Annotated in this window: 27 protein-coding genes; 8 read left to right on the top strand and 19 right to left on the bottom strand. The window is 40.0% G+C overall.

Annotated features, from left to right (window positions below):
• Positions 1-25 precede the first annotated feature (25 nt).
• Together sppA and F993_RS09075 are read left to right on the top strand one after the other, a co-directional pair.
• The gene (gene sppA, locus F993_RS09070; RefSeq protein WP_004654636.1) at positions 26-1,048 is read left to right on the top strand and encodes a signal peptide peptidase SppA; all 1,023 of its coding nucleotides are present in this window, start codon (positions 26-28) and stop codon (positions 1,046-1,048) included.
• Between the two features lie 157 nt (positions 1,049-1,205).
• Complete coding sequence (locus tag F993_RS09075; protein WP_004654635.1) at positions 1,206-1,997, top strand: alpha/beta fold hydrolase; 792 nt, start codon at positions 1,206-1,208, stop codon at positions 1,995-1,997.
• Positions 1,998-2,033: 36 nt separating this feature from the next.
• Here F993_RS09075 and purN read toward each other — a convergent pair whose 3' ends face one another.
• Together purN and purM are read right to left on the bottom strand one after the other, a co-directional pair.
• On the bottom strand, positions 2,034-2,663 hold the full coding sequence (purN, locus tag F993_RS09080) for a phosphoribosylglycinamide formyltransferase (RefSeq protein ID WP_171066051.1): 630 nt from the start codon (positions 2,661-2,663) through the stop codon (positions 2,034-2,036).
• The gene (gene purM, locus F993_RS09085) at positions 2,660-3,730 is read right to left on the bottom strand and encodes a phosphoribosylformylglycinamidine cyclo-ligase (protein ID WP_004654631.1); all 1,071 of its coding nucleotides are present in this window, start codon (positions 3,728-3,730) and stop codon (positions 2,660-2,662) included. The genes purN and purM overlap by 4 nt, the downstream gene beginning before the upstream one ends.
• Positions 3,731-3,863: 133 nt before the next feature.
• Between purM and cxpE the strand changes: the two genes are divergently transcribed.
• The 4 genes from cxpE to F993_RS09105 all read left to right on the top strand — a co-directional run bounded on the left by cxpE (position 3,864) and on the right by F993_RS09105 (position 10,278).
• Positions 3,864-5,057, top strand: coding sequence for a chloramphenicol efflux transporter CxpE (gene cxpE, locus F993_RS09090; protein ID WP_004654628.1), 1,194 nt, complete (start codon positions 3,864-3,866; stop codon positions 5,055-5,057).
• A gap of 20 nt (positions 5,058-5,077) precedes the next feature.
• Positions 5,078-5,776 (top strand): DnaA regulatory inactivator Hda, encoded by a 699-nt coding sequence (locus F993_RS09095; protein WP_004654626.1) that lies wholly within the window; start codon positions 5,078-5,080, stop codon positions 5,774-5,776.
• A gap of 114 nt (positions 5,777-5,890) precedes the next feature.
• The gene (rbtA, locus tag F993_RS09100) at positions 5,891-7,759 is read left to right on the top strand and encodes a rhombotarget A (protein ID WP_004654624.1); all 1,869 of its coding nucleotides are present in this window, start codon (positions 5,891-5,893) and stop codon (positions 7,757-7,759) included.
• 14 nt (positions 7,760-7,773) lie between these two features.
• Complete coding sequence (locus F993_RS09105) at positions 7,774-10,278, top strand: CSLREA domain-containing protein (RefSeq protein WP_004654621.1); 2,505 nt, start codon at positions 7,774-7,776, stop codon at positions 10,276-10,278.
• Positions 10,279-10,341: 63 nt separating this feature from the next.
• Here the strand turns inward: F993_RS09105 and F993_RS09110 are convergent, their stop codons facing one another.
• From F993_RS09110 to F993_RS09130, 5 genes are all read right to left on the bottom strand, one after another.
• Positions 10,342-10,731, bottom strand: coding sequence for a DUF3106 domain-containing protein (locus F993_RS09110; RefSeq protein WP_004654619.1), 390 nt, complete (start codon positions 10,729-10,731; stop codon positions 10,342-10,344).
• Complete coding sequence (locus F993_RS09115) at positions 10,721-11,044, bottom strand: hypothetical protein (RefSeq protein WP_004654617.1); 324 nt, start codon at positions 11,042-11,044, stop codon at positions 10,721-10,723. The genes F993_RS09110 and F993_RS09115 overlap by 11 nt, the downstream gene beginning before the upstream one ends.
• Positions 11,031-11,648, bottom strand: a complete 618-nt coding sequence (locus F993_RS09120) for an RNA polymerase sigma factor (RefSeq protein WP_004654614.1) — start codon at positions 11,646-11,648, stop codon at positions 11,031-11,033. The genes F993_RS09115 and F993_RS09120 overlap by 14 nt, the downstream gene beginning before the upstream one ends.
• A 159-nt stretch (positions 11,649-11,807) precedes the next feature.
• Positions 11,808-12,584, bottom strand: a complete 777-nt coding sequence (locus F993_RS09125) for a TrmH family RNA methyltransferase (RefSeq protein ID WP_004654612.1) — start codon at positions 12,582-12,584, stop codon at positions 11,808-11,810.
• Positions 12,585-12,640: 56 nt separating this feature from the next.
• Positions 12,641-13,612: a class 1 fructose-bisphosphatase gene (locus F993_RS09130; protein WP_004654610.1), complete on the bottom strand. Its 972-nt coding sequence runs from the start codon at positions 13,610-13,612 to the stop codon at positions 12,641-12,643.
• 177 nt (positions 13,613-13,789) lie between these two features.
• On the opposite strand from F993_RS09130, the gene F993_RS09135 reads away from it, so the two are divergent.
• Entirely contained in the window at positions 13,790-13,975 is a 186-nt protein-coding gene (locus F993_RS09135; protein WP_004654609.1) for an NF038105 family protein, read from the top strand.
• Positions 13,976-14,033: 58 nt separating this feature from the next.
• Here F993_RS09135 and pal read toward each other — a convergent pair whose 3' ends face one another.
• The 12 genes from pal to F993_RS09185 all read right to left on the bottom strand — a co-directional run bounded on the left by pal (position 14,034) and on the right by F993_RS09185 (position 23,745).
• Entirely contained in the window at positions 14,034-14,600 is a 567-nt protein-coding gene (gene pal, locus F993_RS09140) for a peptidoglycan-associated lipoprotein Pal (protein ID WP_004654607.1), read from the bottom strand.
• 22 nt (positions 14,601-14,622) lie between these two features.
• Entirely contained in the window at positions 14,623-15,906 is a 1,284-nt protein-coding gene (gene tolB / locus F993_RS09145) for a Tol-Pal system beta propeller repeat protein TolB (protein ID WP_032812486.1), read from the bottom strand.
• Between the two features lie 99 nt (positions 15,907-16,005).
• Positions 16,006-17,397: a cell envelope integrity protein TolA gene (gene tolA / locus F993_RS09150; protein ID WP_004654603.1), complete on the bottom strand. Its 1,392-nt coding sequence runs from the start codon at positions 17,395-17,397 to the stop codon at positions 16,006-16,008.
• Positions 17,398-17,400: 3 nt separating this feature from the next.
• A complete protein-coding gene (gene tolR, locus F993_RS09155; RefSeq protein ID WP_004654601.1) occupies positions 17,401-17,853 on the bottom strand; it encodes a protein TolR in 453 nt (150 codons plus the stop codon).
• Positions 17,853-18,551 carry a protein TolQ gene (gene tolQ, locus F993_RS09160; protein ID WP_004654600.1) on the bottom strand — a complete coding sequence of 233 codons (699 nt, stop codon included), beginning with the start codon at positions 18,549-18,551 and terminating at the stop codon, positions 17,853-17,855. Before tolQ ends, tolR begins: the two co-directional genes overlap by 1 nt.
• Before the next feature lie 24 nt (positions 18,552-18,575).
• Positions 18,576-18,983 (bottom strand): tol-pal system-associated acyl-CoA thioesterase, encoded by a 408-nt coding sequence (gene ybgC, locus F993_RS09165; protein WP_004654599.1) that lies wholly within the window; start codon positions 18,981-18,983, stop codon positions 18,576-18,578.
• Positions 18,984-19,114: 131 nt separating this feature from the next.
• Positions 19,115-19,774, bottom strand: a complete 660-nt coding sequence (locus F993_RS0119715) for a hypothetical protein (protein ID WP_004654596.1) — start codon at positions 19,772-19,774, stop codon at positions 19,115-19,117.
• Positions 19,775-19,791: 17 nt separating this feature from the next.
• On the bottom strand, positions 19,792-20,022 hold the full coding sequence (locus F993_RS20750) for a hypothetical protein (RefSeq protein WP_004654594.1): 231 nt from the start codon (positions 20,020-20,022) through the stop codon (positions 19,792-19,794).
• 88 nt (positions 20,023-20,110) lie between these two features.
• Positions 20,111-21,109 carry a Holliday junction branch migration DNA helicase RuvB gene (gene ruvB / locus F993_RS09170; RefSeq protein WP_004654591.1) on the bottom strand — a complete coding sequence of 333 codons (999 nt, stop codon included), beginning with the start codon at positions 21,107-21,109 and terminating at the stop codon, positions 20,111-20,113.
• 7 nt (positions 21,110-21,116) lie between these two features.
• Positions 21,117-21,722, bottom strand: a complete 606-nt coding sequence (gene ruvA, locus F993_RS09175) for a Holliday junction branch migration protein RuvA (protein WP_004654590.1) — start codon at positions 21,720-21,722, stop codon at positions 21,117-21,119.
• Positions 21,723-21,730: 8 nt separating this feature from the next.
• A complete protein-coding gene (locus tag F993_RS09180; protein ID WP_004654587.1) occupies positions 21,731-22,405 on the bottom strand; it encodes a hypothetical protein in 675 nt (224 codons plus the stop codon).
• Positions 22,405-23,745 carry a deoxyguanosinetriphosphate triphosphohydrolase gene (locus F993_RS09185; RefSeq protein ID WP_004654585.1) on the bottom strand — a complete coding sequence of 447 codons (1,341 nt, stop codon included), beginning with the start codon at positions 23,743-23,745 and terminating at the stop codon, positions 22,405-22,407. Before F993_RS09185 ends, F993_RS09180 begins: the two co-directional genes overlap by 1 nt.
• Before the next feature lie 211 nt (positions 23,746-23,956).
• On the opposite strand from F993_RS09185, the gene F993_RS09190 reads away from it, so the two are divergent.
• On the top strand, positions 23,957-24,466 hold the full coding sequence (locus tag F993_RS09190) for a hotdog fold domain-containing protein (protein ID WP_004654583.1): 510 nt from the start codon (positions 23,957-23,959) through the stop codon (positions 24,464-24,466).
• Positions 24,467-24,568: the final 102 nt, after the last annotated feature.

The raw sequence follows: 24,568 nt of genomic DNA, 5'->3' as shown, positions 1-24,568 counted from the left end.
TTAAAATATATTGGATTGGAATCTTATGTCCGATTGGCCACCAAAACCACAAAATGAATCTACAAATAGTAATAATGTGACAGGCAAAGAATGGCAAATTTTAGAAAAAGCTGTTCTTGCTTCCGTGGAAGAGCAACGTCGTAGCCGTCGTTGGGGCATCTTTTTTAAATGTCTAGGCTTTGCATATTTGTTAATCGTACTCTTAGCAATGACCAAGAGTTGTACCTCGTCATCAGATAAAGCGACCACCAGCATCAGCAGCAATCACTTGGCTGTTATTGATATTATGGGAACCATCGATTCATCTGCGGGTCAGTCTACAGTGAATAGTGAAGATACCAACAAAGCATTAAAACGTGCATTTGAGGCGAGTGGAAGTAAGGCCATTGCTTTGAACATTAATTCACCTGGTGGTTCGCCAGTACAGTCGGATGAAATCTGGCAAGAGATTCGTTACCTGAAAAAACAGCATCCGGATAAAAAAGTCTATGCTGTGATTGGGGATATGGGTGCATCGGGTGCGTACTATATTGCTTCTGCGGCAGACGAAATTATTGTCAACCCATCAAGTCTCGTCGGTTCAATCGGTGTGATCATGCCGAATTACGGTCTAAGTGGCTTAGCACAAAAACTGGGTATCGAAGACCGAACCTTGACTGCAGGTAGTAATAAAGACATTTTAAGTATGACCAAACCACTTGACCCAGCACAGAAACAACATGTGCAGTCGGTGCTTGATAATGTGCATACTCATTTTATTAATGCAGTTAAAGAAGGTCGTGGTAAACGTTTGAAGTCGAATGATCCTGCTATTTTCTCAGGTCTTTTCTGGACAGGTGAACAGGCTGTTGCTTTAGGTGTTGCTGACCGTAGTGGTAGTTTGACCACATTGATGCGTGATCTGAAGATTGAGCAAAAAGTGGATTATACCGTTCAACGTAATCCGTTAGAATCAATTCTAGGACGTATGGGCGCGCAGCTTGGTGCAGGTATTAGTAGTTCGCTTGCAGCACAGCTAGAAACTCAGCAAAACGCGAAAATACAATAATATCTATGCTTTGATCAAAGCACTACGTTGATTTTAATGAGGCTGTGTATATCACAGCCTTTTTTATCCTAAAATAACTGGACAGTTATCCTTTTAATTTGCAATACATATGTAGAGCAGGATAATTGACCAATCAGTGAAAATAAAAGACAAGCTTATGAAACCTTTGATTCATTTTGCCCATGCCAATGGTGTTCCATCTAAAGTTTATCAAAAGCTGTTTGATCAATTAAAAGATCAATACGACATTATTTATGTGGCAGAAATTGGAAACGATAAACGCTATCCAATTACCCATGGCTGGGCTCATTTGGTTGATCAAATTATTGATAGCATTGTGCAGCAAGCCCAAGGGCGTAAAGTGATTGGCTTGGGACATTCTTTGGGTTCAGTTTTGACACTGATGGCGGCTTATCGTCGTCCGGAGTTGTTTTCACAAGTCATCATGCTTGATCCACCACTTATTATTGGTAAAGCATCTTTTGTTTTTCATCTTGCTAAAATCTTTAAGCCTAAACTGGTGGATAAAATCACCCCAGCTGGCTTGTCGGTACGTCGTCGTGATCATTGGGAGTCGCGTGAGCAAGCTGCTGAGTTGTTAGGTTCGAGAGGTTTTTATCAGCACTTTGATCCAGATTGCTTTCAAGCTTATATCGACTATGCACTGACAGATGATCCACAAAACGGCGGTGTCACACTGACCATTGCTAAAGATGATGAAGTGGCTATGTTTAGAACCACACCGTCGATGTGGTGGTTACCCATGCCGAAACCTCCTGTTCCTGTACATTTGGTTGTGGGGCAAGAGAGTATTTTCTTAAAAGAAAAGTTTCCGCAAGTGGCGAAAAAGAAATTAGGTATTCCTTTTTCTGTTCTGAATGGTGGGCATATGTTCCCCTTGGAACATCCAGTGGAAACGGTTGAGAAAATAAAAAGCTTAGTAATTTGAGCTAATAAAAACACATCCGAAGATGTGTTTTTATTTTTAAAACTGAGCAAATTGAATCGGTCGTTCTAAGGGCTTCTGATTAAAATAGGCTTGACCATTTTGCCAGCTCAGTTGACCTGTACAAAACCATTGCGCGACTTGAGGATAAATGAAATGCTCAAGCTCATGCACACGTTGTGCCAGGCTTTCTACGGTATCGCGTAAACCGACTTGGATTGCTGATTGTGCGATACTTTGTCCCGCATCGAGCTCAGCTGTGACAAAATGAACTGTACAGCCATGCAAACGATCTCCGGTATTTAATACACGTTGATGTGTATTAACGCCTTTATAAAAAGGCAGCAGAGAAGGGTGGATATTTAACATTTTACCTTGCCATTGACTGACAAAGTTTGGAGTTAAAATCCGCATAAAACCAGCGAGAATCACCAGATCAACTTGCCATGTCAATAATTGTTGATGCATGGCTTCATCGAAGCTTTCGCGATTTGGATAATCTTTATGTGAAATAACAGCGGTCGCAATATTGGCTTTCTCAGCGCGCTGCAATGCGTATGCATCAGCTTTATTTGAGAGGACACCAATGATTTGCCCTGACAGATTTGCATCTATCAGGGCCTGTAAGTTGCTACCGTTGCCAGAGACAAGGACAGCAATTCTCATTATGCAAAGATCACGCGAATTTTTTCGTCAGCGCCTTCAACTGATTCAGCATTTTCTTGGATATAACCAATTTTCCATGCTTTTTCGCCTTGAGCATTTAATAGATCAATCGCTTTGTCGGCTTCACTTGCATCAACTGCAATCACCATACCTACGCCACAGTTAAATGTGCGGTACATTTCAAAGCGTTCTACATTGCCTTCACGTTGTAACAACTGGAATAATTCAGACCATTCCCAGCTTGATTCATCAATGACCGCTTGTGCACCATTTGGAAGTACACGTGGTAAGTTACCCGGTAAACCACCGCCAGTGATATGTGCCATTGCATGAACATCAACTTGTTTGCAAAGCTCAAGGACTGGTTTTACATAGATACGTGTTGGTTCCATCGCCACGTCAGCAAGTGGACGACCATCAATAATTTGAGTTAAGTCTACATTCTTAACATCTAAAATTTTACGTAACAATGAGTAACCATTAGAGTGTGCGCCACTTGATGCTACACCCAAAAGTACGTCACCAGACTTCACTTTAGTTCCATCAATAATTTTGCTGTGTTCTACAACACCTACAGCAAAACCAGCAAGATCGTAATCTTCACCTTCATACATGCCTGGCATTTCAGCAGTTTCTCCACCGACCAATGCACAACCAGCAAGTTCACAACCTTTACCAATACCTGTTACTACATCTGCTGCTACATCAACATTTAAATGACCAGTTGCATAATAGTCGAGGAAGAATAATGGTTCGGCACCACAAACAAGTAAGTCGTTTACACACATTGCAACGAGATCTTGACCAATAGTGTCGTGACGATTGAGGTTTAGTGCTAAACGTAATTTAGTACCTACACCGTCTGTTCCAGATACCAATACAGGTTCTTCATAACCTTTTGGAATTTTGCATAAAGCACCGAAACCACCAAGACCGCCCATTACTTCAGGACGAGTGGTACGTTTAGCGACAGATTTGATACGATCGACCAATGCGTCTCCCGCTTCAATGTCGACGCCAGCATCTTTATAGCTTAAACCAGTATTTGGGGTAGAAGTTGAGTTGCTCATAGTGAAGTCTCCGCAGTGGCGGCAGATTATAACCTGAATATACGAAACTCTTATGTTATTTATGCTCGAAAATGCTATCTTTAATTAAATTTTTTTTCATTTATAACGATTACACGAAAAAAGGCTAGATTTTATGCAAGATCAGGTACTACGTCGTATCTTTATCCTCGCTGGGCTCGCATTATTTCTCTGGGTGCTCTATCTACTCAAGCCCATTGTGATTCCTTTTGTGGGTGCTTTTTTTATTGCCTACTTATTCAGTCCGCTTGTGGATGTTCTTGTCAGAATCAAATTACCGCGTTGGTTAGCAATCAGTATCGTATTTATTGGTATTGGTGTGACTTTAACTATGGTTTTATGGTTTCTGGTACCGCTGATTTGGAAACAATTGATGTATGCGCGGGATAGTATTCCTGCTGGAATTCATTGGATTAATGCGACCTTCTTACCCTGGGTATCACATACCTTTAACGTAGTGCCAATGGAAATCGATACTGAGCAGATTTCCAAAGCAGTAATGGATTATATCCAGACCAATTACAGCGCCGATAGTATTCAAACCATGGCATTAAGGGTTGCTCAATCTGGCTTGAATTTCATCCAAATTGGTGGAGTAGTGATCCTTATTCCGATTATCTCTTTCTACTTTTTGTTGGATTGGGAGCGAATGCTACAAAGCTTGAGACGTTTAATTCCACGTCCTTATGAAGCTTCAACTTTAACCATTGTTCGTGAATGCCATAGCGTATTAGGCGCTTTCGTGAAAGGTCAATTCCTCGTTATGCTTTTATTAGGAATTGTCTATGCTGTTGGTCTACAACTGATTGGCCTTGAAGTCGGTCTGATTATTGGGATGATTGCTGGTTTAGCAAGCATTATTCCTTATTTGGGTTTTGGTGTTGGTATTATTGCTGCAGTGATTGCTACCCTGTTTCAGTTTGGATTGGATTGGACACAACTGCTTCTCGTCGGTGTTGTATTTATGATTGGGCAAATGGTCGAAGGTTATATTCTTCAGCCATTCTTATTAGGTGACAAAATCGGTTTGTCTCCAGTCGCAGTGGTTTTTGCTGTCTTAGCTGGTGCACAATTGGGTGGCTTTCTTGGCATGCTAATAGCCTTACCCGTGGCTGCTGTGATTGTGGTGCTATTAAAACATGCACGGGATAATTACGAAAAGAGTCGCCTATATGGATTACCAACCGAAGTTGTGTTGGTAGAAGGTGAAACTCAACATATAAATGTTGAAACAGGCCATGTAGAGCTTGATATTCAAATTAAAAACTCTCAAGATACAGAGACTTCACACTCGAATGACTTAAAGTAATTGAGGAACAAATTAAGTATATGCGTCAACTACAACTGGATATAGAACCTCAACTCGATGCTCGAATCAGTGATTTTTCGGGACCGGGATGGGGACCTGTGGTTGATGCAGTTCGGCAATTACATGCGGGTTTGGTCAGCCGTTTTTATGTTTATGGGGGAGCGGGCACTGGTAAGAGTCATTTACTGTCTGCGATCTGTGATTCGTATCTGGAGTTAGGCCGTCCAGCAATTAAAGTTTCATTATTAGAATTATTAGATGCACCGATTGAGGCGATTACATCATTAGAGTTCTATGATTTAGTCGCTTTAGATGATATTGATGCGATCAGTGGCATCCCACATTGGCAGAAAGCAGTATTTCATTTAATCAATAATCATGAAGGGCAACTGGTCTTTTCATCGCGTGTGGCGCCAATCGAATTAAAATTAGAATTACCCGATTTACAGTCAAGGTTGACTCAGGCTGTCAGTGTTAAAGTACCTAATGGGAGTTCTTATATTGATCGACAAGCACTGCTTCAATCTGTGATGACTCGACGAGGGATTCATTTTGATCAACAAATCGTGGATTATTTATTAATGAATGGACCCCATCAGGCATCCATTTTATTACAGACACTGGCTCAACTTGAAAAAATGCTGAAAGGCGAAAAAACCAAGCTTTCAAATACAACGCTTAAGCAAATTTACGCTTTAATTGATGAATATCGTCAATAGCATAAAATTTCTTGAGTAATTTCGAGAGCTATGACAAAGTACGCACAAAGGAATGTGGTTGCAAACACTCAGTTTGTAATACGAAGAAAAATGAAAAAATAGAAGGAGATTGGTATGCTCAAACGGACGCTTGCCTGCGCTTTATTTGCGATTACTGGACATGCATATTCTGCGGATATTCAAGTCACAACATTAGTTGATGAAGATAAGGATGATGGCGTTTGTTCATTACGAGAAGCCGTCGAGTTTTTAAATAAAAGAAGTCAAAAAGAATTTGAAAATGGTTACCACGGGTGTGGAACGAAGGATGTGAGTTCAAACATTATTCTAAAGCGAGACCAAGTATATCAATTAAATTCGGCATTAAATATTAAGGCTGCAACTACTATCAGTACGGCAAGTAGTGATGCATTTAATGACGATAAAAAGGGCTTGAATAATGCAACCATTAAGATGGTGGGTAATGACCGACTTTTTGTTGTAGATGATGGCAGCGTTGAAAGTGCTTTGATCCCTGTTAGTTTTAATGAGCTAAATCTAGTAGGCTCAGCCTCTAAAATTAATGATGGTGGTTTAATTCTTAATCGTGAAGCATTAACGATTCAATTTTCTCGTTTGAGTAATGGCAATGCTAATCGAGGCGGTGCCATTTATAATGCTGGTATATTATCGAGCTCAAATAAAACAGCAGGTACAGTATTAATTAGTAATAGTATATTGAATAATAATAAGGCTGATCAGGGAGCTGTTCTTTATAGTGAAATGCCACTTTATTTGATGTTTCAAGTTGTTATTCGAGATAATGAGGGGGCTGCAGGTATAAATGGTGCATTGCTCTACGCACAAACAGGTTTTACAGACACCACAATAGGAAATGCACTAGCAAATCGAAGTGCAGGGTTAAGAAATAGCACAATTTTCCATAATATGGGCGGATATGTTGCGAATATTCGTGAAGGTATGATTTTAAATAATGTAACTATGATTAAAAATGCAGCTGGTCTGTATTTACAATCACCAAAATGGAAATATACAACAACTGAGAATGGTGAAACAATAACAACTGAAGCTCCAAGCTCTTATATTTCGAATAGTATTATTGTAGAGAATAAGGATGAAAATTGTAAGAGTACGTCTGATGATGCAACTGTTGTACAAAGTAATTTAACGACATCTGATTGTATTCATAATACTCCAAGTGAACGACCTAATTTCCTTGTTGGTAGCAATAAATTAATTGCAGGTGGTGTGAAGGATGAGGGAATATGTGATGCCCCTCCAGCTGATGGATTATTATGTCCATATTACACGCCAAAAGATCAAATGTTGGGTTTCTTCAAACCGCGATTATTAACATCTTATAAGCAATTATCTGACTCACTAATTGTAAACAAGGGGCGGATTTATAGTGATGGTACTAGTATTGGACTTGCAAGTTGCGAAGGGACTGATCAGCGTGGTAGAAGCCGCAGTGGTTATGATGAGTTATGTGACTTGGGTGCTATTGAGCTAGTTGTTGATCGTGCTGATGTACCAATTGCAGGGCAAGATATTTTATATGGGCAAATTGCAAAGTTTAGTCTTGCGGATAATTTATTGGATGGAGAACTGCTTGATCCTACCTCTTGTGAAAGCTTATTAGGTAAGCGTTCGGATGGCCAACAATGGCAATTTGGATGTTTGGAAGTAGTACAGACTCAAACACCATCTAAGGGAAAGTTGAGCATAGATCAAAATGGTAATATTACCTATACTCCAGATAGTAATTGGCATGGAGCTGATAAGTTTAATTTGCGAGTAATGACAACAACAACTCGTTTTAATGATGTGTCTAATTATTACATTACGATTCCAACAACAATTGTTCAAGACCCACCAAATAATTTTGAAAGTAAAACAGTAAATGTAAGTGGTGGTGGTCTAGGTATCGGAGCAATTTTTGCATTGTTAGGATTAGTAAGATTACGTCGCGTTAGATCATAATCAGGGATGATGAGATGAAAAATTATAAAAAAGCTTTATTGGCAACTATGGTTATAGCGGCAATGCCTTTACTTGCTGCTACATCAAGTAATGTACCTATTAAAGTTACAACATTTGAAGATGAAGATGGCGGAAATTTAAATGCTTGTTCATTACGCGAGGCTTTAAAAACTGCAGAAACAAGAAAATCATATGGTGGTTGTCTTGTGACAGATACTTCTTCATCAACTCAAAAAGTTATTCAATTAGAAGCTGGCACATATTTATTGAAAAGTGAGCTTACCCCTAATGTCAACGTGGCAATTTGGGGGGAAAGCCCTGTAGATTGGCAAGAGAAAAATGTTTTGATTAATGATATTGTTAATCAATATCCTGCTGAAATACCATTAAAAACGACGATTCAAGCAGAAAACTCGCGTATTTTTAATACGACAATAGGTACAAAAATATTAGCTTTGAGTAATGTGATTTTAAAAGGTGGGCGAACGACAGATCGAGGTGGAGCTATTTATGCTGGTGCTGATGTAATTTTACAAAGTACCCAAATTCTAGACTCACAAGCCGATAAAGAGGGTGGAGCAATTTTCTTGGCTGGTCCTTCTGCAAAATTAACACTTTCACAAAGTTTATTACAAGGAAACCGCTCACCGAAAGGGAGTGTTCTTTCGATGAGTTGTTTTAATGATACAGTTTACTCGAAACGAGAAGTTAATATTAATAGCAATAGTTTGGTAAGTAATGGTGATGGAAACTCAAGTAGCTTGCTCGAATTTTGTGGTGAGCCTGCAATAACCTTAAATACTAATACTATTGCTCAAAATGCTGTAAATGCTTCAACGGGTAATTTAATTAAATTTACGGGTGATACCAAAGTTGGTAGAGATTCAAATAATATTTCCAGTATTTTAAGTAATTCAAGCACCCTAACTTTATCGAATAATACAATTGTCGAGAATCAAGGATTTACAACATTACTTTACGATAAATTAGGAACGAAAAAACTGAATTTTAATATCATTGCATATAATGGTGGAAGTAATACTTATGCATGCCGTTATTTGTTAGGAAATGCTACAGATCAGAAAGATGTTAAACTAAGCATCCTATCAAATGCGTTATCTTTAACCGGAAATAATAAATGTGATGTTCCTAGTGATTCTTTAAAAGATAATAAAACAAATTTTGATATTAGTGAAATTGCTGATATCAGACAGCTATTAAGCCCTTTGCAGCAGCCATCAGCATATACTTCTTATTTTCCACTATATTATCCAAAGACTAACAAGATTACTGTTGGACAAGGGGATGATAAAAAAGAAATTAGCTTGGTGAATACTGGTGCTATTAACTGTGAAACGGTAGATCAACGTGGTTTAGCTCGCAGTACGACTCTAGTTTTGTTTTATGATCCAGAAACAACTAACACCTGTGATATTGGTTCTGTAGAGCTAATGAAGTTAACTGCTGGTGATATTAGTAGCTCATCAAATACATCTATTAGTGAGATGATAGCAGGCTATCAGAAGCAATATGATTTCTTTGATAATTTGGTCAAAAATCCAAATAATCCTGATTTTTTAACTTATTATAAATCTCGTCTAGTACAATATAAAAATTTATTAGATGGTTTTAATGATGTTGAAAGAAGGAAGAAGAATCTCAAGTATCGTGCAGTTTATGTGGATTTGAGTAACTATAAGCTTCCATTACCACAAGAAGTTGAGCAAGCAGATGGTAGTCATAAAATTCAATTTTTTAATACGAATGATTATAATATAAATATAGAGACTTTAGGGGTTGGCCAGTTAGAAAATACTGTATTAAATATTCAGCAACCACCTGATCCTAATTTAGTCTGCGAATGGAGTAATGATTTACAACAAATTATAATTTATCGCAAAGATGATGTAATTACACAAGCAGGTGATAATGCATTCTGTAAGTATACAATACAATCTAAAACTGATAGTAATGTCAAATCATCGGGTTTAATTCGAGCCAGTTTCGCCAATATAAAGCCTTTAGTAACGGATACTTCCATTACCTTTAAATATCAACAGAAGCAAAAATTAAGCTTGAATTTGTTGACTTTTGCTAATGATGATGGTGATTCTGGTACTGGTGGAACAGGGCCAGAGTTAAAACCAAATAAAGCTAAATTCTGGAAAAATGAAGAAGGGATTGAATTACCAATTCGATTAACTAATGTACCAACACGAGATTTAAATATTACTGCGGATCGCCAAGGTGCATGTCCTGCACCAGATGAAAAAGAAACTTGTTATGGTGGAAATATTTATGTTCAGGAAGTAAATGCGTTCAACCCATTTAATTTCTCATTTAATTACCAAGTTTATGATGCTGATGGCGTATCATCAAATTCAGCTACAGTGCGCACCATTAGTACAGCAACAACAACTGATGATACTCGTCCTGCGAGCAGCGGTGGTGGTAGCTTCGGTTTCTATTCTGTATTTGGATTATTTGGATTATTAGCTTATCGTCGCTTTAAAAAATAAGCAGATACAATACAAAAATAGCGCCTTTAAGGCGCTATTTTTATTATTCTAATAAACTAAAAATTAGTGTTCAGCGTATTTAGTGAGATATTCTTCTCTGATATTGACACGTTCTTCGGTGCTGGCATTTTGCATACGCTTGCGTAACGTATTGCGTTCTTGTGTACTCATTTTTTGCCACACATCACGCATTTTTTGCTTTTCTTCTTCTGGTAATTGTGTGAACCACTCCATCCGCTGTTGCAGTTGTGAACTCTGATTGGTCGGAATTTCCTTTAAGGTCTGATAACGTTGAATTAAAACGCGTTGTTCTTCAGGTGATAAATCATCCCAAGCTTCTTCAGTCGCTGGCTTGTTTGGTTTAGAGAATACCCAAAAGCGTTCTGAACCTGCAAAACTGGTTTGTAATAAGCCGAGCGTACACACAACAAGTGCTAATTTTTTAGCTGCCATGTGGAACCTTATCCTCACCTAAGACCAATAACATTTCCATATCTTCAACCATTTGCGGTGAAAGTTTTGGATTTACCACAACCTGATTTTGTGGTTGGTCCGCCAATTGCAACGAACTAGGTAGAACCACAATCCCCATGAGAGCAGCAGCAAACGCAAAACCAGTCATTTTCCAAACACTATAATAAGAGGTTGGTTTCTTTTGTACAGTATCAAGAACATGATTCATCACCATCATTTTATTGTGGTGCTGTTCTTTCGCAAGTTGATCGAGTCTGGATGTCACATGTTTAGTGAACTCATCTTTTTTCATCTGATGATCCTCCCGTGTGCGGGTTTAAATGCTCTAAAGCAATTCTGAGTCCCTGAATTGCACGGTGGTAATGTGTTTTCACACTGCCTTCACTGCAATCCATAATCTGTGCTGTGGTCATGGTGTCGAAACCTTCCCACGCTCTTAGCATAAATGCTTGTTGTTGACGGACGGGTAATTGGTTGATTGCAGCCTGAATTTCCTCCATTGTGACTTCTTGATCAAGAAACTCAAATGGATTAGGGGTTGATTCATCGACTACATCAATAATTTCTTCGTCATCATCTAAACTAATTTTTTTAAATAATGAGAATGGACTTGCACGACGAGCTTCTTTGCGTCGCCAGTCTTGGAGTTTGTTATTTAATATGGTGTAGAACAGGGGATACCATTCTTCAGTACTTTTATCTGCATATGATTTGTGCAAAGAAATGAAAGCTTCTTGCACTAAATCCATTGCAATGCCTTGTTGTCCCTGTGTTGCACTTTCCATCATAACCAAGGCACGACCTGTAACGTCTTGCATAAAAAAACGCAGACGTTGTTCAACAGTACTGCGATCAGTACTGTTTTCGGTTCGAGCCTGTTTCGGTGCTAAATCCATAGAGATGGAAAATCCTGTCATGGATACCCACCATTAATTCCAATTCATTAATCATATAACGTTGAAAATGGTGGGCGCGTTGACAACTTAAGCAATTATTTTTAGTAGTGTAATTGATTTTCTCAGTAAAAAAATCGTATTTAAAATAATTTAACGTTTTTACTGACGTTGGCGAACCATTTCAAAGAAGCACACCGAGCCAGCAATTGCGACATTGAGTGACTCTTGACCACCCGGCTGAGGAATTGTAACCGCCTGAGCATGTTCCAAGGCATAATCACTTGCACCTTGGCCTTCATTACCAAGAATCCATACACAAGGTTGAGTTAAATCTTGTGTATATAAACTGCTTGAACGATGCGAGCTTGTTACAAAAACTGGAATTTCAAATTTTGGAAGAATGTCCGTGAGTTGGAAGTTTTCAAAACATTGCAGACTAAAGTGAGCGCCCATACCTGCTCGAAGCACACGTGGAGACCATAGCGCAGCTGAACCTTGTGTACAAATCACTTGTTTGATATTTGCAGCGGCAGCAGAGCGGAGGAGTGTACCTACATTTCCAGGATCCTGAATATTTTCAAGAATTAAAGTATCGGCTTTAAAATCAATCGTGGTAGCAGTTTTGGGTAAATCAACAATCGCTAGACAAGGCAGGGTTGTGCCTAAGGTACTTAAATCCTTATACAGGACTTCACTAATAACAAAGATGTGAGCTTGATGGAGTTCAATCACTTCTTGTAAATCTGGATGTTCTAAGGCTTGTTCGGTGGTAAATAAAGAAAAGATTTTTTTCTGCTGTTGCAACCAAGCCAAGCACAGATGTGTACCTTCTAGAACGGTTTGCTGATGTTTTTTTCGAGCACTATTGAGCTCGATCAGACCACGCAAATGTTTGATTTTTGCATTGTCTTTAGATTCTAGGAAAATAACCGCCATAAGATAAACATCCAAAAGGGCATCATAACGTTATAATGCCCTGATTATAAAAGTAATTAGTGGTAGCTTGTTACGCGTTCCACTTCGTTTTTAGAGCCAATAATCACAGGTACACGTTGGTGTAGTTCTGTTGGTTGGATGTCCATAATACGAACACGACCTGTTGTAGACGCGCCACCTGCTTGTTCAATCAGCATGCTCATTGGGTTTGCTTCATACATCAAACGTAAGCGGCCTGCTTTCTTCGGATCTTTTAAATCGTAAGGGTAAAGGAAAATACCACCACGGCATAAGATACGGTGAATATCACCTACCATACATGCAACCCAACGCATATTGAAATCTTTTTCACGGACTGATGTTTTACCTGCTAAAAGCTCGTCAATATAACGTTTTACAGGGTTTTCCCAGTGACGTTGATTCGATGAGTTAATGGCAAACTCTTGTGTATCTGCAGCAACTTGCACTTGCTCAGTGGTTAACAAAAAGCTTTTTGTAGTTGGGTCAAAAGTAAAGAACACCACACCTGCACCAACAGTAAGCGCTAACATGGTTGACGGACCGTAAAGTACATAACCTGCAGCTACTTGTTCTGTTCCAGCTTGCATAAAGTCCGCAGACTGAGTCACGGCATTCTTTGCTGGAAGAATAGAGAAAATCGTACCCACACACATATTAATGTCGATGTTACTTGAGCCATCGAGTGGATCGAACAAAACCAGATATTTACCATTTTCCTGAGCAGGGGTGAAGTCATCTAATTCTTCTGAAGCTAAACCACCTACTTGAGGATGTGCTTTTAATGCATCAATCAGATAATCATTTGAAATAACATCGAGTTTCTTTTGTGTTTCGCCTTGAACATTTTCATTGCCTGCGCTACCCAAAATACCTGCTAAAGCACCTTTTTGTAATGCTTGATCAATGGTTTGGCATGTAGCAGCAATGGTTTCAATGACTTGTGCCAACTCTGGAGTCAAATTCCCATTTTGTTGTTCTAGGTATTGGGTCAAAGTAAGGTTTGACATATTGAATAGCTCCGATTTAGCCGCGTCAAAAATTGATAAAAAAGAATGTGGGTATTCTAGATGAGATCGTGCAAAAATAAAAATTATCTTACTTTATTTATGTTGCTTTTATGATTACAAGTACACTATTACATGCTATGTTGCATAGATACTAAACAGGATGTTTGGAGGTTAAAGATGACAACCAAGAATTTTGAGGCAACGCCCACGCCGAGTGAACCGATTAGCTTAGATGCGATTTCCAAAGAAAATGTGCAGGATGCATGGAAAGAGTATGAGGCCAAGCCAGAATACAAAGAGTTTAATAAGCATGATTTGATTGAGTCGATGCAAAACAAGTCCGATCCTCAATCTTCATCTTAATGAATGAAATAAAAATGCTCACATGTAGTGAGCATTTTTACTTAAAGCGAAACCACAATTATTTTAATAGTGGCGGAACTGCTTCGTAGTTGATTTCTACGCGGCGGTTTTCTTTCCATGCAGCTTCATCATGACCCGCATTCACTGGTGATTCTTTACCGTAGCTGACTGCTTCAAGTTGTTGTGGGTTTACACCGTTGGTAATCAAAAAGCTTTCAACCGCTTTGGCACGGCGTTCGCCAAGCGCCATATTGTATTCACGTGTACCACGCTCATCGGTGTGACCTGTAAGGGCAACACGAGAGTTAGCATTGGCAACTAAGAATTGAGCATGTGATTGAAGGGTTTGGTAGTCTTCATTTGATAAATCGCTGCTGTCATAGTTGAAGTGAACAACGCGTTTTGCCAAGAATGCTTTGTTTGCAGCAGTAACACCTTTTGAAGATGCACCCGCCAAGTTTTGCGCATTTAATGCTGCATCTTCACTTAAACCATCTGTGCTGACAGTGGTTGAGCCGTTTGGATTCGTGCCCGTGGTAATTTCAGCAGCAGGTTTACGGCTTGCACAACCTGTAAATACAAGTGTTGCAGCAATCAGCGGAAGCGTGAGATATTTAATGTTCATATGATTCTCCAATCAATTAAATTTATTTTGGTGCCCAAGCTGGTTCACGAACTTCACCTTGTTCGCTTGGTAAATTCATGCGGAAACGGCCGTCAGTAGACATAACCGATAATAAACCACGGCTACCTTCACGCGTTGCATAAACCACCATCTGTCCATTTGGTGAGAAGCTTGGTGATTCGTCTAAACTGGTCGGTGTAAGAATGTTGGTGATACCCGTATTGATATCTTGGATTGCAACCTTGTAGTTACTGCCACTTGGACGATGCACTAAAGCAATCTTTTTACCATCAGCACTTAAAGTACCACGTGCGTTGAAAGCACCTTTAAAGGTCAAGCGTTTGACTGAACTGTCATCAAAACTATAGCGATAAATTTGCGGTGAACCACCACGGTCTGAGGTAAAGATAAATGATTTACCGTCTGGTGAATAACGTGCCTCAGTATCAATCGCAGAGTCATTGGTCATTCGTTGTACTTGGCGTGTAGTTAAATCCATTTGATAAACTTCTGGATTACCATGCATTGATGCTGTAAACAACATCGATTTGCCATCTGGTGAGAAACTTGGGGCACCATTTAAACCACGGAAGCTGGCTAAAACTTCACGTTGGCCAGTGGCCAAATCTTGTAAATAAATTGCAGGACGCTTGGTTTCAAAAGACACATACGCAATTTTCTTGGCATCCGGTGTCCAAGCAGGTGACAGAATAGGATCTCTTGAGCTCAGGACAGTTTTAGGTTGTTCACCGTCTGTATCTGCAATCTGTAAGGTATAGCGCTGAGCAGGTGTGGCTTGATTACGCAATACATAGGCGATACGACCGCTAAAGTCACCCGCAATACCTGTCAATGCCTGATAGATGGTATCACTGATCATATGACCCGCTTGGCGAATACGTGAGCTAGGTACAGTCAGGACTTCATTCAGTAAATATTGCTGTTTTTGTACATCATAAAGCTGGTAATGAATTTCAAAAGTATTGGCATCTACCGCTTTCATTTGCCCAACGACAACATAAGGCACACCGGCATTCTGCCAATCACCAGCTTGAACCTGATTGAGGCTTGCAGTGGCTGGTAAGTTTTGAGATGCGCTGGTAAAACGACCTGAACGATTTAAATCACGCTCGACAATCGGATAGATTGCGCTGTCATTAGCAAACGGTACGATTGCGATTTTTGGCGCTTGTTCAGGTGCTTTGGCAATTTCAAGCTGTAACTGCGCAAAAGTTGCTGTTGGAACAACTGCGCTAATTGCTGCGAAAACTGCTAAGGAGAGTAGGTGTTTACGAGTCTTATCCATAGTTACAATTACTTGCATTCGTATTTTTGTGGCTGTTGATTATTTAACATAGTTACAGGCTTTGTGCTATTAAAAGCCTGTAACGTTAACTATTCATTACTATTTTGCAGTAAAACTTGAAGTAAAGCTTCTTGCTTCACGTCGAGCAACTGGATCATCAGGCATTGGGTAGGGTGCAGCAGCTCGAATTGCAGCTTCTACACTGGCTTTAACGTCTGGATCACTTGCTGTTACGACAACTGATAAAACTGAACCACTATCGCTCAATGTCACGCGTGCGTTGGCACGTTGACCTGAAGAACCTGCTGGCATATTCCACGCACGATAGATTTTCTGTTCAAAATCTCGTTTTGCAGTTGATGCAACACGTTTCGCATCGGCCTTTTTCTGAGCTGCTTCTTGTTCAGCTTTTTTGGCAGCTGCAGCTTTGGCATCTGCCTCAGCATCTGCTTTACGTTTCGCGTCTGCCTCAGCTTTAGCCTTGGCATCGGCCTCAGCTTTACGTTTCGCATCGGCATCAGCTTTTGCTTTGGCATCAGCATCAGCTTTACGTTTAGCATCTGCATCAGCTTTTGCTTTGGCATCAGCATTTGCTTTACGTTTCGCGTCTGCCTCAGCCTTGGCCTTGGCATCGGCCTCGGCTTTACGTTTAGCATCTGCATCAGCTTTTGCTTTGGCATCGGCATTTGCTTTACGTTTCGTGTCTGCCTCAGCTTTACGTTTAGCATCTGCCTCAGCTTTTGCCTTGGCATCAGCTTCGGCTTTACGCTTCGCATCTGCGTTGGCTTTTGCTCTCGCGTCTGCCTCAGCTTTACGTTTTGCATCGGCTTCAGCACGCGCTTTAGCATCCGCCTCAGCTTTGCGTTTTGCATCCTGTTGCGCTTGAAGCTTTGCGTTTTCGGCAGCTTTTTGCTGTCTTAATTTCGCATCTTGTTCCGCTTTTTGGCGTGCTTTGGCTTCAGCCTCGGCTTTAGCATTTTGTTCAGCTCTACGCTTCGCATCTGCTTCAGTCCTCGCTTTTGCCTCTGCTTGGCGTTTCGCTTCAGTGTCCGCACGTTGTTTCTGTGCTTGGGCATCTGCAAGTTTACGTTGTTCTTCAACTTGCTGTGCACGAGCAGCTTCATCTGCTTTGCGTTTTTGCTCAGCAAGTTTGGCTTGCTGTGCCTGTTCAGCTTTTTGCTTTTCAGCTGCAAGTTGTTGTGCAGTTGGTGGCGGAGGTGTTACAGGAATATTTTCAGGAAGTGTTGTATCCACGATAGGGCTTTGCACTTCTTCTGCCTGATGTTCAGCAGAGACTTGTTGTTCGGATTGTTGTAATGACTGTGGTAAATCTTCTGGCTTGACCAAAATAGTGGTCAGTTTTTTAGGTTCTTCAGGGGGGTTACTCAAGCCTAAAAACAACAAGCCAACAATTGCGATTGCATGAACACCGAGGGTAAAACCCAGTGCAATCGCATTTTGTTTAAAAGGTGGCTTTTGAAATTTTTTCATAGCTTATTTTAACGGCTCTGTCAGTAAACCAACTTGAGTAAGACCAGCTTCTTGCAGACTCGCCATCAGTGAAACGACTTCACCATAAGGACGAGATTTATCACCATTCACCAATACAGTCAGTTGTTTGTTATCCTGCTCCGCTTGAGTTTGAGCTTCGCTTAACACTGCCTCAAGTTGCTCAAGGGAAAGAGGATCGCTGCCTTTGTGTTCTTGATATTCAAGTGAAAAATTACCATCTTTACTAATTGTGACTAAAGCTGGCATGTCTTTCGATTCAATCGGATGATTATTGGCTTGTGGCAAATCGACTTTAATACCGCTGGTAATCATGGGTGCAGTCACCATGAAAATAACCAAGAGCACCAACATGACGTCGATATAAGGAACCACATTCATATCGCTTTTAAGCGGTTTTTTAATCCGCTCAAAACGTCCAGATCGTTGAATCGCCATTATGCATCTTCCTGTGTCGTTCCAATCGCTTGACGCTGTAAAAGGGCAACCATTTCTTCTGCAAATAAAGCACGATCTGAATAGATTGATTCACCTTTAGCGGTAAAGTGGTTAAATGCAAGTACCGCAGGAATTGCTGCAAATAAACCAATCGCAGTTGCAATCAGGGCTTCTGCAATACCGGGTGCTACAGTTGCCAAAGTCACTTGGTCAACAGCAGCAAGGCCGATAAAGGCATTCATAATCCCCCAAACCGTACCAAATAAGCCGATATATGGAGCAACTGAACCAATACTGGCAAGTGCGCCCAAGCCGATTTCCAAGCCACCTTGGTCACGGCTTAAGCCGACACGCAGGATACGTTCAGTTCCTTCGATAGTTTGATTGGTGTCTGCTTTACGTTTTTGCAGCTTAAAGAACTCTCCTAGGCCTTGGTAGAAAACATCTTCTAGGCCACGACGTTTAGAGTTCAGTTGCGCATTATTATAAAGTGTATTTAATTCGGCACCTGACCAGAACATTTTTTGAAAATGCTCATCCTCTTGTCCTGCTTTTTTAAAGCCCATGTATAGCTTGGCAATCAAATACCAACTATAAATTGAAGAAAACAGTAGGATCAGCATGACCAGTTGTACAACAGGACTTGCTTGTAAAATTAGGTCAGAAATATGCAGGGAAGATTCTAAGTTAGTTGCCATAAGTTGCTGTGCCGAAAGTTTATTTTAGTCCTGTGCTAATTCTTTTTGAATCAGATCACGAATTTCATCAGGAAGCCTACGTGGCATTAACTCTTTGTTTAAACATGCCAACACAACCTCACCTGAAGCCAGCAAGATTTCACCACGATAAATATTTTGTTGCAACACAAAAGATGCGGCTTTACACGAAATAACACGTGCTGTAACGGTAATTAAATCATCCATTAATATTGGGCGTACATATTTAACAGCAATTTGATGTACCACGAAGTTGTAATCTTTTTGATGCCAATAATGGTCAACACCTGCTGCACGTAGCCATTCGGTACGAGCACGCTCCATAAAACGGATATGATTGGCATGGTAAACGATACCGCCTGCATCTGTATCTTCGATATAAACGCGAATGTTGAACTCAAAATGATTTGCCATTTCTATTACCTATTTTTGCAGACTGTCAGCAATCAGGAATGATATTGCCTCAATGGAGCTAAGGAAATAGTAATAAATAACATATTGTTGATCTAGATAAAAAAGAGGCCCTATCTAAGGGCCTCTTTTTTTTAATAGTTGAGTTCTTCCCAAGCGACGACTTTAGGAAAGCCAGTAACGGTAGTCCCATTAGCATAGGCACGCATTAACGCTTTATAGTCAGTGGTTCTGGTGATATTAATTGAATTTTTATTGTTGTTGGTGTCTTCAATAAAAATCTCGGCAAAGCTTGGATAAAAAGCCAAAGCATCGTCAACACTTCCAAATTTGATTTGATTGTCAAAATTTACAGAGAATTCTTTATTATTGTTTATCCCAATTAGGCGTCCTTTAGTAATTGATCCAGTTGACCAAGGTTCAAAGCTATAGTTTGTGAGTTTATAGCGTTCTGTATATTTCTTATCAGCCCATGTGAATTCCATTTGAGCAATGTCATATTTGAAGGGACGAGTATCAGCATAATAAGATAGACTACTTTTGCTTCCATTAAAGGTTGTTATTTCATTATCAACTTCTACTTTAAATTGGTTCAGTGTCGTATCGATTTTAAAGTTATTCTGAGACCAGTATCCTTGTGAGCTAACACTTCCAGATAGAATCATTGGTCCTTCAGAAATAGGTTGAATCACGCCATCTTTTGTATACTGTAGATCACATTTATTCAGCGTAACCATTTGACTACTTCTGCTAAAGCTTCCTTCTTTATTTCGGCAGAAGGCTTTGTAGCCCATTTTTTCTCCACCTTGTATTAAATAAAAACGGATTCGGCAAGTGTAATGGTATCAATGAGCTGATTTTCATGAATACTTGATAAATTGATAATCGGAGCATAAATCAATTCAAGATTTTCTGGTTTGCTATAATCTAGTCTTTCTTTGCCTTGAAATGAATTTCCGTTATTTGCATTATCACCTCCACCCCCGCAGGCTGTTAAAAATAAGCTACTCAAAAATACGGAAGTTAAAGTTTTATTTTTCATTGTTACCCTAAACATAATGAGATGATTAAAATCAGGCATATCCTATTCTAATCATCTCATTATAAGAAGCGTTAAGTTGAAAATATTTTTATGATTCAGGTGGCGTCATACCAAATTGCAAATACGCCATATTGGTTGCAATACGGCCGCGTGCGGTACGCATCACATAACCTTGCTGGATTAAATACGGCTCAATCACGTCCTCAAGCGTTCCACTGTCTTCAGCCATGGCTGCGGCTAGAGCTTCAACACCTGTCGGTCTTCCTTCAAAACGTTCCAGTAACATACTGAGATAGCGACGATCGAGCGTATCTAAACCTGCTTTATCGACATTGAGCATGTCCAAAGCACGTTGTGCCATTTCCTGAGTCACTTCACCTGTGCCTTTGACTTGGGCATAGTCACGCACACGACGTAATAAACGGTTGGCAATACGTGGGGTGCCGCGTGCACGGCGCGCAATTTCAGTTGAACCTTCTTTGGTAATCGGCACATCCATTAGGTTAGCTGAACGGGTCACAATGTGGGTCAGGTCTTCAACCGAATAGAACTCTAAACGCTGTACAATCCCAAAACGGTCACGTAATGGCGAAGTCAATAAACCTGCACGTGTTGTGGCTGCGACTAAAGTAAAGGCGGGTAGATCGAGCTTGATCGAGCGGGCAGCAGGGCCTTCACCAATCATAATATCGAGTTGATAATCTTCCATGGCTGGATAGAGAATCTCTTCGATCACAGGTGAAAGACGATGAATCTCGTCAATAAACAGTACATCACCTTCTTCCAAATTGGTCAGCATGGCCGCAAGATCACCAGCACGTTCCAATACAGGGCCAGAAGTTGATTTCAAATTACCGCCCATTTCTCTTGCGATAATATTGGCCAGAGTGGTTTTACCTAAACCTGGTGGACCAAAGATCAGGGTATGGTCAAGAGCTTCACCACGACCACGTGCTGCGCCAATGAAGATTTCCATTTGCTCACGAACTACAGGCTGACCAATATAGTCAGCTAATGAGGTTGGACGAATGGCGCGATCAAAATGATCTTCGGGTTTTTCTGTTCCGCTAATAAGACGATCTTGCATATATCTATTACTTCATCATGGATTTAAGCGCAGCACGGATAATGTCAGCAGATTCAGTATAGTCTGCTTTAACTGCTGCCACTGCTTTTTGTGCTTCTGCTGGTTTATAACCTAAGGATTGTAAAGCAGCTTCAGCTTCGGCAACTGGTGAATTTGCCATAAATTGAATTTGAGCAACTGCTGCATTCGTGGTACTGCTGGTTGAATGCGCCAACGCTTTGAAACGATCGCGTAATTCAATCATTAATCGTTCAGCAGTTTTTTTGCCTACACCCGGAACTTTAATCAGGGTGTTAATATCATCATGTTCAATTGTGTGGATGAGCAGTTCAACACTTAATGTAGATAGAATGCCCAAAGCCATTTTGGGGCCAACGCCATTTACTTTGAGTAGTGTACGGAAAATGGTCTTTTCTTGTGCATCACTAAAACCATAAAGTTGCTGAGCATCTTCACGAACAACTAGATGCGTCCATAAAGTGACTTTCTGTCCTTTTTGTAATTGGCAAAATGTCGAAAGTGGTGTGTCAATTTCATAGCCAACGCCATTTACGTTGAGTAATACGGTTGGGGCTTCTAGGGCAAACACTTCGCCAATTAAACATCCGATCATTGAGTCTTTCACTTATTTGTTAATGGTTGAATAGTAGATGCCATTTGTTCTAAACGCAAAATGGCTTTTAGAATTTCTTTACGATTTCGCGCGGATTTTATCCAAGAAGGTAAGCGGCTTAAGTAAGCTTTATTCTTATTGGTATAGGTTCTCTGTCTTAGCTCTGCAGAGATGTAAGTTTTCAAATCGTTTAACTGTTCTGTGTTATACACGAAAATGAGACCATGCCTTGTTTCTGTGGTGAGATACAGACGATAGCCAAAGAAGGGGTCTTTATTGATTTCAAACCCTGATTTTCTCGGAATTTTATAGGTGAGTAACGGATAAGGGGAAGTATACACTTGCTCTGTTTGGCAGAAAGTACAATTCAGTTTTATAAAAGGCGGAAGAATACTCGGCTGAGCATAAGATTGAGAAAAGAGATATTTTCCACGTTTACAAGAGCAGGTTTGATTAATTTCTACGTTGATCTCGTCAAAATAGCCTAAGTTGTTTTGTTGCTGCTGGTCTTGATCAAAAGTTTTACAACAGGATAAACAGCTAAAAACAATGCTTTTTTTAGGCTGATTAGGTAATTCTTGCTGAAAGACCTGAGCGTTGCTCTGACAAAATGGGCATACGACTAAAACAGGAGCATGTGTAAAACTATCCCAGGTCTTACCTTCATCAATAAATCGCTTCATTAAAAAAAGCCTATTTTATTACCTTGCAACTCTTGGGCCAAGCTATAAGCCTGATGATCCGAGAACTTACTAATAATATCGAGGACTTGCATAATATTATTATAGTGGTTGTTTTGCAGATTTACCCCTGAATGTTGCAAAATTGACATCAAGCGCTGTTCTTTAAAGCTTAAGGTCTTATGCGGCATGGTTAAAGGGATAAAAGCATCTAAGATGGTTTGCAAACTTTGATGGGCAATAATTTCTAAACCTGATTTTTGAGGATGCTCAAAAATACGGTCTCTGGCGAGATTCTTCGCCGTTTGAATGCCTGCTTCAATATCGGGTGAGCAATATTGTAATAAGCTACCTTTAAGTTGGCCGGTTAAAATTTCATAATGATGTTTGGCAAAAGCGGTGGTGACTTCATCGACGAGACGCTTCATCACACGACCGCGTAAAGCTGCAATCTTCTGCTGCCAAGTGGTATGCGGTAAATGTAATTCCTCTGGATAACCATAATCGGCGATCAGATTCAGAAAAATCGGTTCAACTTCGGCATAGTTCAACATATTCAGAATGATGCCATCTTCTAAATCAATTAGCGCATAACAAATATCATCGGCAGCTTCTAATAAATAGGTCAGCGGATGACGGCAATAATGGTATTCACCAAGCTGAATAAGACCGAGCTGTTCTGCCAACTGTCTTAAAATTTCTTTTTCAGATTGATAACAGCCAAATTTTGCCCGTTGATGTGAGGGCATCTCGCCTTGTTCTTCGATGGTTTTAGATAACCACGGATATTTTAAGTAGGCGCCGAGTGTTGCACAGGTTAAGCGCATACCCCCATCATCAGGGTGATAGTCAATCCGACTAAGTAGCCGAAGTCCTTGGGCATTGCCTTCGAACTGACGGACATCGGCTGCTTCTTCTGGCGTGAGTCTAGTCAAGAAATCGCGATGCGATGCATCATCAAACCATTCCCGAATCGCATATTCACCTGCATGACCAAAAGGAGGATTGCCAATATCATGCGCTAGACAGGCGGCTTGGATAATCGCACCAACATCGGCAGGTGAAATCCACATCGGTAATTCATCTTTAATTTTTTCAGCGGCCAACATGCCCAATGAGCGACCAATACAAGAGACTTCCAGTGAATGAGTGAGGCGAGTGTGAATCCCATCATGTTGAGTCAGTGGGTGAACCTGTGTTTTTCTATTTAGTTGGCGAAAACTTTGGGAAAATATAATTCTATCGTAATCTTTATGGAATGGGCTTCGAGCCAATTCTGTACTGCTTTTTTTACTACCTAAACGAATTGCAGAAAGCAATTCCAACCAACGCATTTGTTCCATTTATCATTATTCACTATGAATTCAGTTTCATCATGCCAAAAAAAAGATTAAAGCACTAGAGTAGTGCGACATAAGTTGTCTTAATTCATTTAACCACTTAATTTCAAAAACGCTGATTTGTCTTTTTTGACCATTACAAAAGCTTAAAGGGCGATATAGCTATTAATACACAGATGTTATTTTGTACGCTATTTCATCATGCGATACTAAAATGAAAAATTCAATCAATTACTTAAATGACAAGATAAAAAACTATGCTCAGACTCAATCCAACACGGTATTGATTGCCTATCAAGCATTACAAAAAATACCAGGGGGATTAACTGTACTTTCAAGAGTAATTAGTCGAGTCGCACCTTATTTTCGGACAGTTGATCCTGTCATTACAAAGCTAGAGGTTGGTTTATGCCAAGCATCTATGTCTAAGCGTAGAGCAGTTGAAAATCACATCGGAACAGTACATGTGATTGCAATCTGTAACGGTTTGGAGTTTGTGATGGGCGTTGCTGTAGAGGCATCAATTCCATCGCATCTTCGATGGTTGCCAAAAGGAATGCATGTTGATTATGTCTCTAAAGCAAATTCTGATATTCAATTGATTGCAAAGATTAATGACGATTGGAATGTTGGGGATATGCAGGTGGAAGTCATCGCTAAACGAGATGATGGGCAGCCAGTTGTAAAAGGTTATATCACACTTTGGGTAACTGAAAAGAAATAATCAAGTCTCAAAAACAGAGGGAAAAGGAAGCTAAATTGAACATATAGCTTATTTAGATTAATTAAACGAATTGTTACGATTAAAGTAAAATCAATAAAGCTA

The organism is Acinetobacter proteolyticus, from assembly GCF_000367945.1.
In the GTDB taxonomy this organism is placed as follows: Bacteria; Pseudomonadota; Gammaproteobacteria; order Pseudomonadales; family Moraxellaceae; genus Acinetobacter; species Acinetobacter proteolyticus.
The sequence above is the reverse complement of the archived record's forward strand: the minus strand, read 5'-3'. Positions and strand labels throughout refer to the sequence as shown.

What these genes read in the sequence shown, in the direction of transcription:
- F993_RS09180 (WP_004654587.1), bottom strand. Translation starts at nt 22,405, where the DNA reads ATGAAGCGATTTATTGATGAAGGTAAGACCTGGGATAGTTTTACACAT.
- cxpE (WP_004654628.1), top strand. Translation starts at nt 3,864, where the DNA reads ATGCAAGATCAGGTACTACGTCGTATCTTTATCCTCGCTGGGCTCGCA.
- F993_RS20750 (WP_004654594.1), bottom strand. Translation starts at nt 20,022, where the DNA reads ATGAAAAATAAAACTTTAACTTCCGTATTTTTGAGTAGCTTATTTTTA.
- F993_RS09075 (WP_004654635.1), top strand. Translation starts at nt 1,206, where the DNA reads ATGAAACCTTTGATTCATTTTGCCCATGCCAATGGTGTTCCATCTAAA.
- F993_RS09105 (WP_004654621.1), top strand. Translation starts at nt 7,774, where the DNA reads ATGAAAAATTATAAAAAAGCTTTATTGGCAACTATGGTTATAGCGGCA.
- ruvB (WP_004654591.1), bottom strand. Translation starts at nt 21,109, where the DNA reads ATGCAAGATCGTCTTATTAGCGGAACAGAAAAACCCGAAGATCATTTT.
- F993_RS09110 (WP_004654619.1), bottom strand. Translation starts at nt 10,731, where the DNA reads ATGGCAGCTAAAAAATTAGCACTTGTTGTGTGTACGCTCGGCTTATTA.
- F993_RS09135 (WP_004654609.1), top strand. Translation starts at nt 13,790, where the DNA reads ATGACAACCAAGAATTTTGAGGCAACGCCCACGCCGAGTGAACCGATT.
- F993_RS09185 (WP_004654585.1), bottom strand. Translation starts at nt 23,745, where the DNA reads ATGGAACAAATGCGTTGGTTGGAATTGCTTTCTGCAATTCGTTTAGGT.
- F993_RS09120 (WP_004654614.1), bottom strand. Translation starts at nt 11,648, where the DNA reads ATGGATTTAGCACCGAAACAGGCTCGAACCGAAAACAGTACTGATCGC.
- ybgC (WP_004654599.1), bottom strand. Translation starts at nt 18,983, where the DNA reads ATGGCAAATCATTTTGAGTTCAACATTCGCGTTTATATCGAAGATACA.
- tolB (WP_032812486.1), bottom strand. Translation starts at nt 15,906, where the DNA reads ATGGATAAGACTCGTAAACACCTACTCTCCTTAGCAGTTTTCGCAGCA.
- F993_RS09190 (WP_004654583.1), top strand. Translation starts at nt 23,957, where the DNA reads ATGAAAAATTCAATCAATTACTTAAATGACAAGATAAAAAACTATGCT.
- F993_RS09115 (WP_004654617.1), bottom strand. Translation starts at nt 11,044, where the DNA reads ATGAAAAAAGATGAGTTCACTAAACATGTGACATCCAGACTCGATCAA.
- purM (WP_004654631.1), bottom strand. Translation starts at nt 3,730, where the DNA reads ATGAGCAACTCAACTTCTACCCCAAATACTGGTTTAAGCTATAAAGAT.
- F993_RS09095 (WP_004654626.1), top strand. Translation starts at nt 5,078, where the DNA reads ATGCGTCAACTACAACTGGATATAGAACCTCAACTCGATGCTCGAATC.
- tolA (WP_004654603.1), bottom strand. Translation starts at nt 17,397, where the DNA reads ATGAAAAAATTTCAAAAGCCACCTTTTAAACAAAATGCGATTGCACTG.
- pal (WP_004654607.1), bottom strand. Translation starts at nt 14,600, where the DNA reads ATGAACATTAAATATCTCACGCTTCCGCTGATTGCTGCAACACTTGTA.
- F993_RS09125 (WP_004654612.1), bottom strand. Translation starts at nt 12,584, where the DNA reads ATGGCGGTTATTTTCCTAGAATCTAAAGACAATGCAAAAATCAAACAT.
- ruvA (WP_004654590.1), bottom strand. Translation starts at nt 21,722, where the DNA reads ATGATCGGATGTTTAATTGGCGAAGTGTTTGCCCTAGAAGCCCCAACC.
- tolQ (WP_004654600.1), bottom strand. Translation starts at nt 18,551, where the DNA reads ATGGCAACTAACTTAGAATCTTCCCTGCATATTTCTGACCTAATTTTA.
- sppA (WP_004654636.1), top strand. Translation starts at nt 26, where the DNA reads ATGTCCGATTGGCCACCAAAACCACAAAATGAATCTACAAATAGTAAT.
- tolR (WP_004654601.1), bottom strand. Translation starts at nt 17,853, where the DNA reads ATGGCGATTCAACGATCTGGACGTTTTGAGCGGATTAAAAAACCGCTT.
- F993_RS09130 (WP_004654610.1), bottom strand. Translation starts at nt 13,612, where the DNA reads ATGTCAAACCTTACTTTGACCCAATACCTAGAACAACAAAATGGGAAT.
- rbtA (WP_004654624.1), top strand. Translation starts at nt 5,891, where the DNA reads ATGCTCAAACGGACGCTTGCCTGCGCTTTATTTGCGATTACTGGACAT.
- F993_RS0119715 (WP_004654596.1), bottom strand. Translation starts at nt 19,774, where the DNA reads ATGGGCTACAAAGCCTTCTGCCGAAATAAAGAAGGAAGCTTTAGCAGA.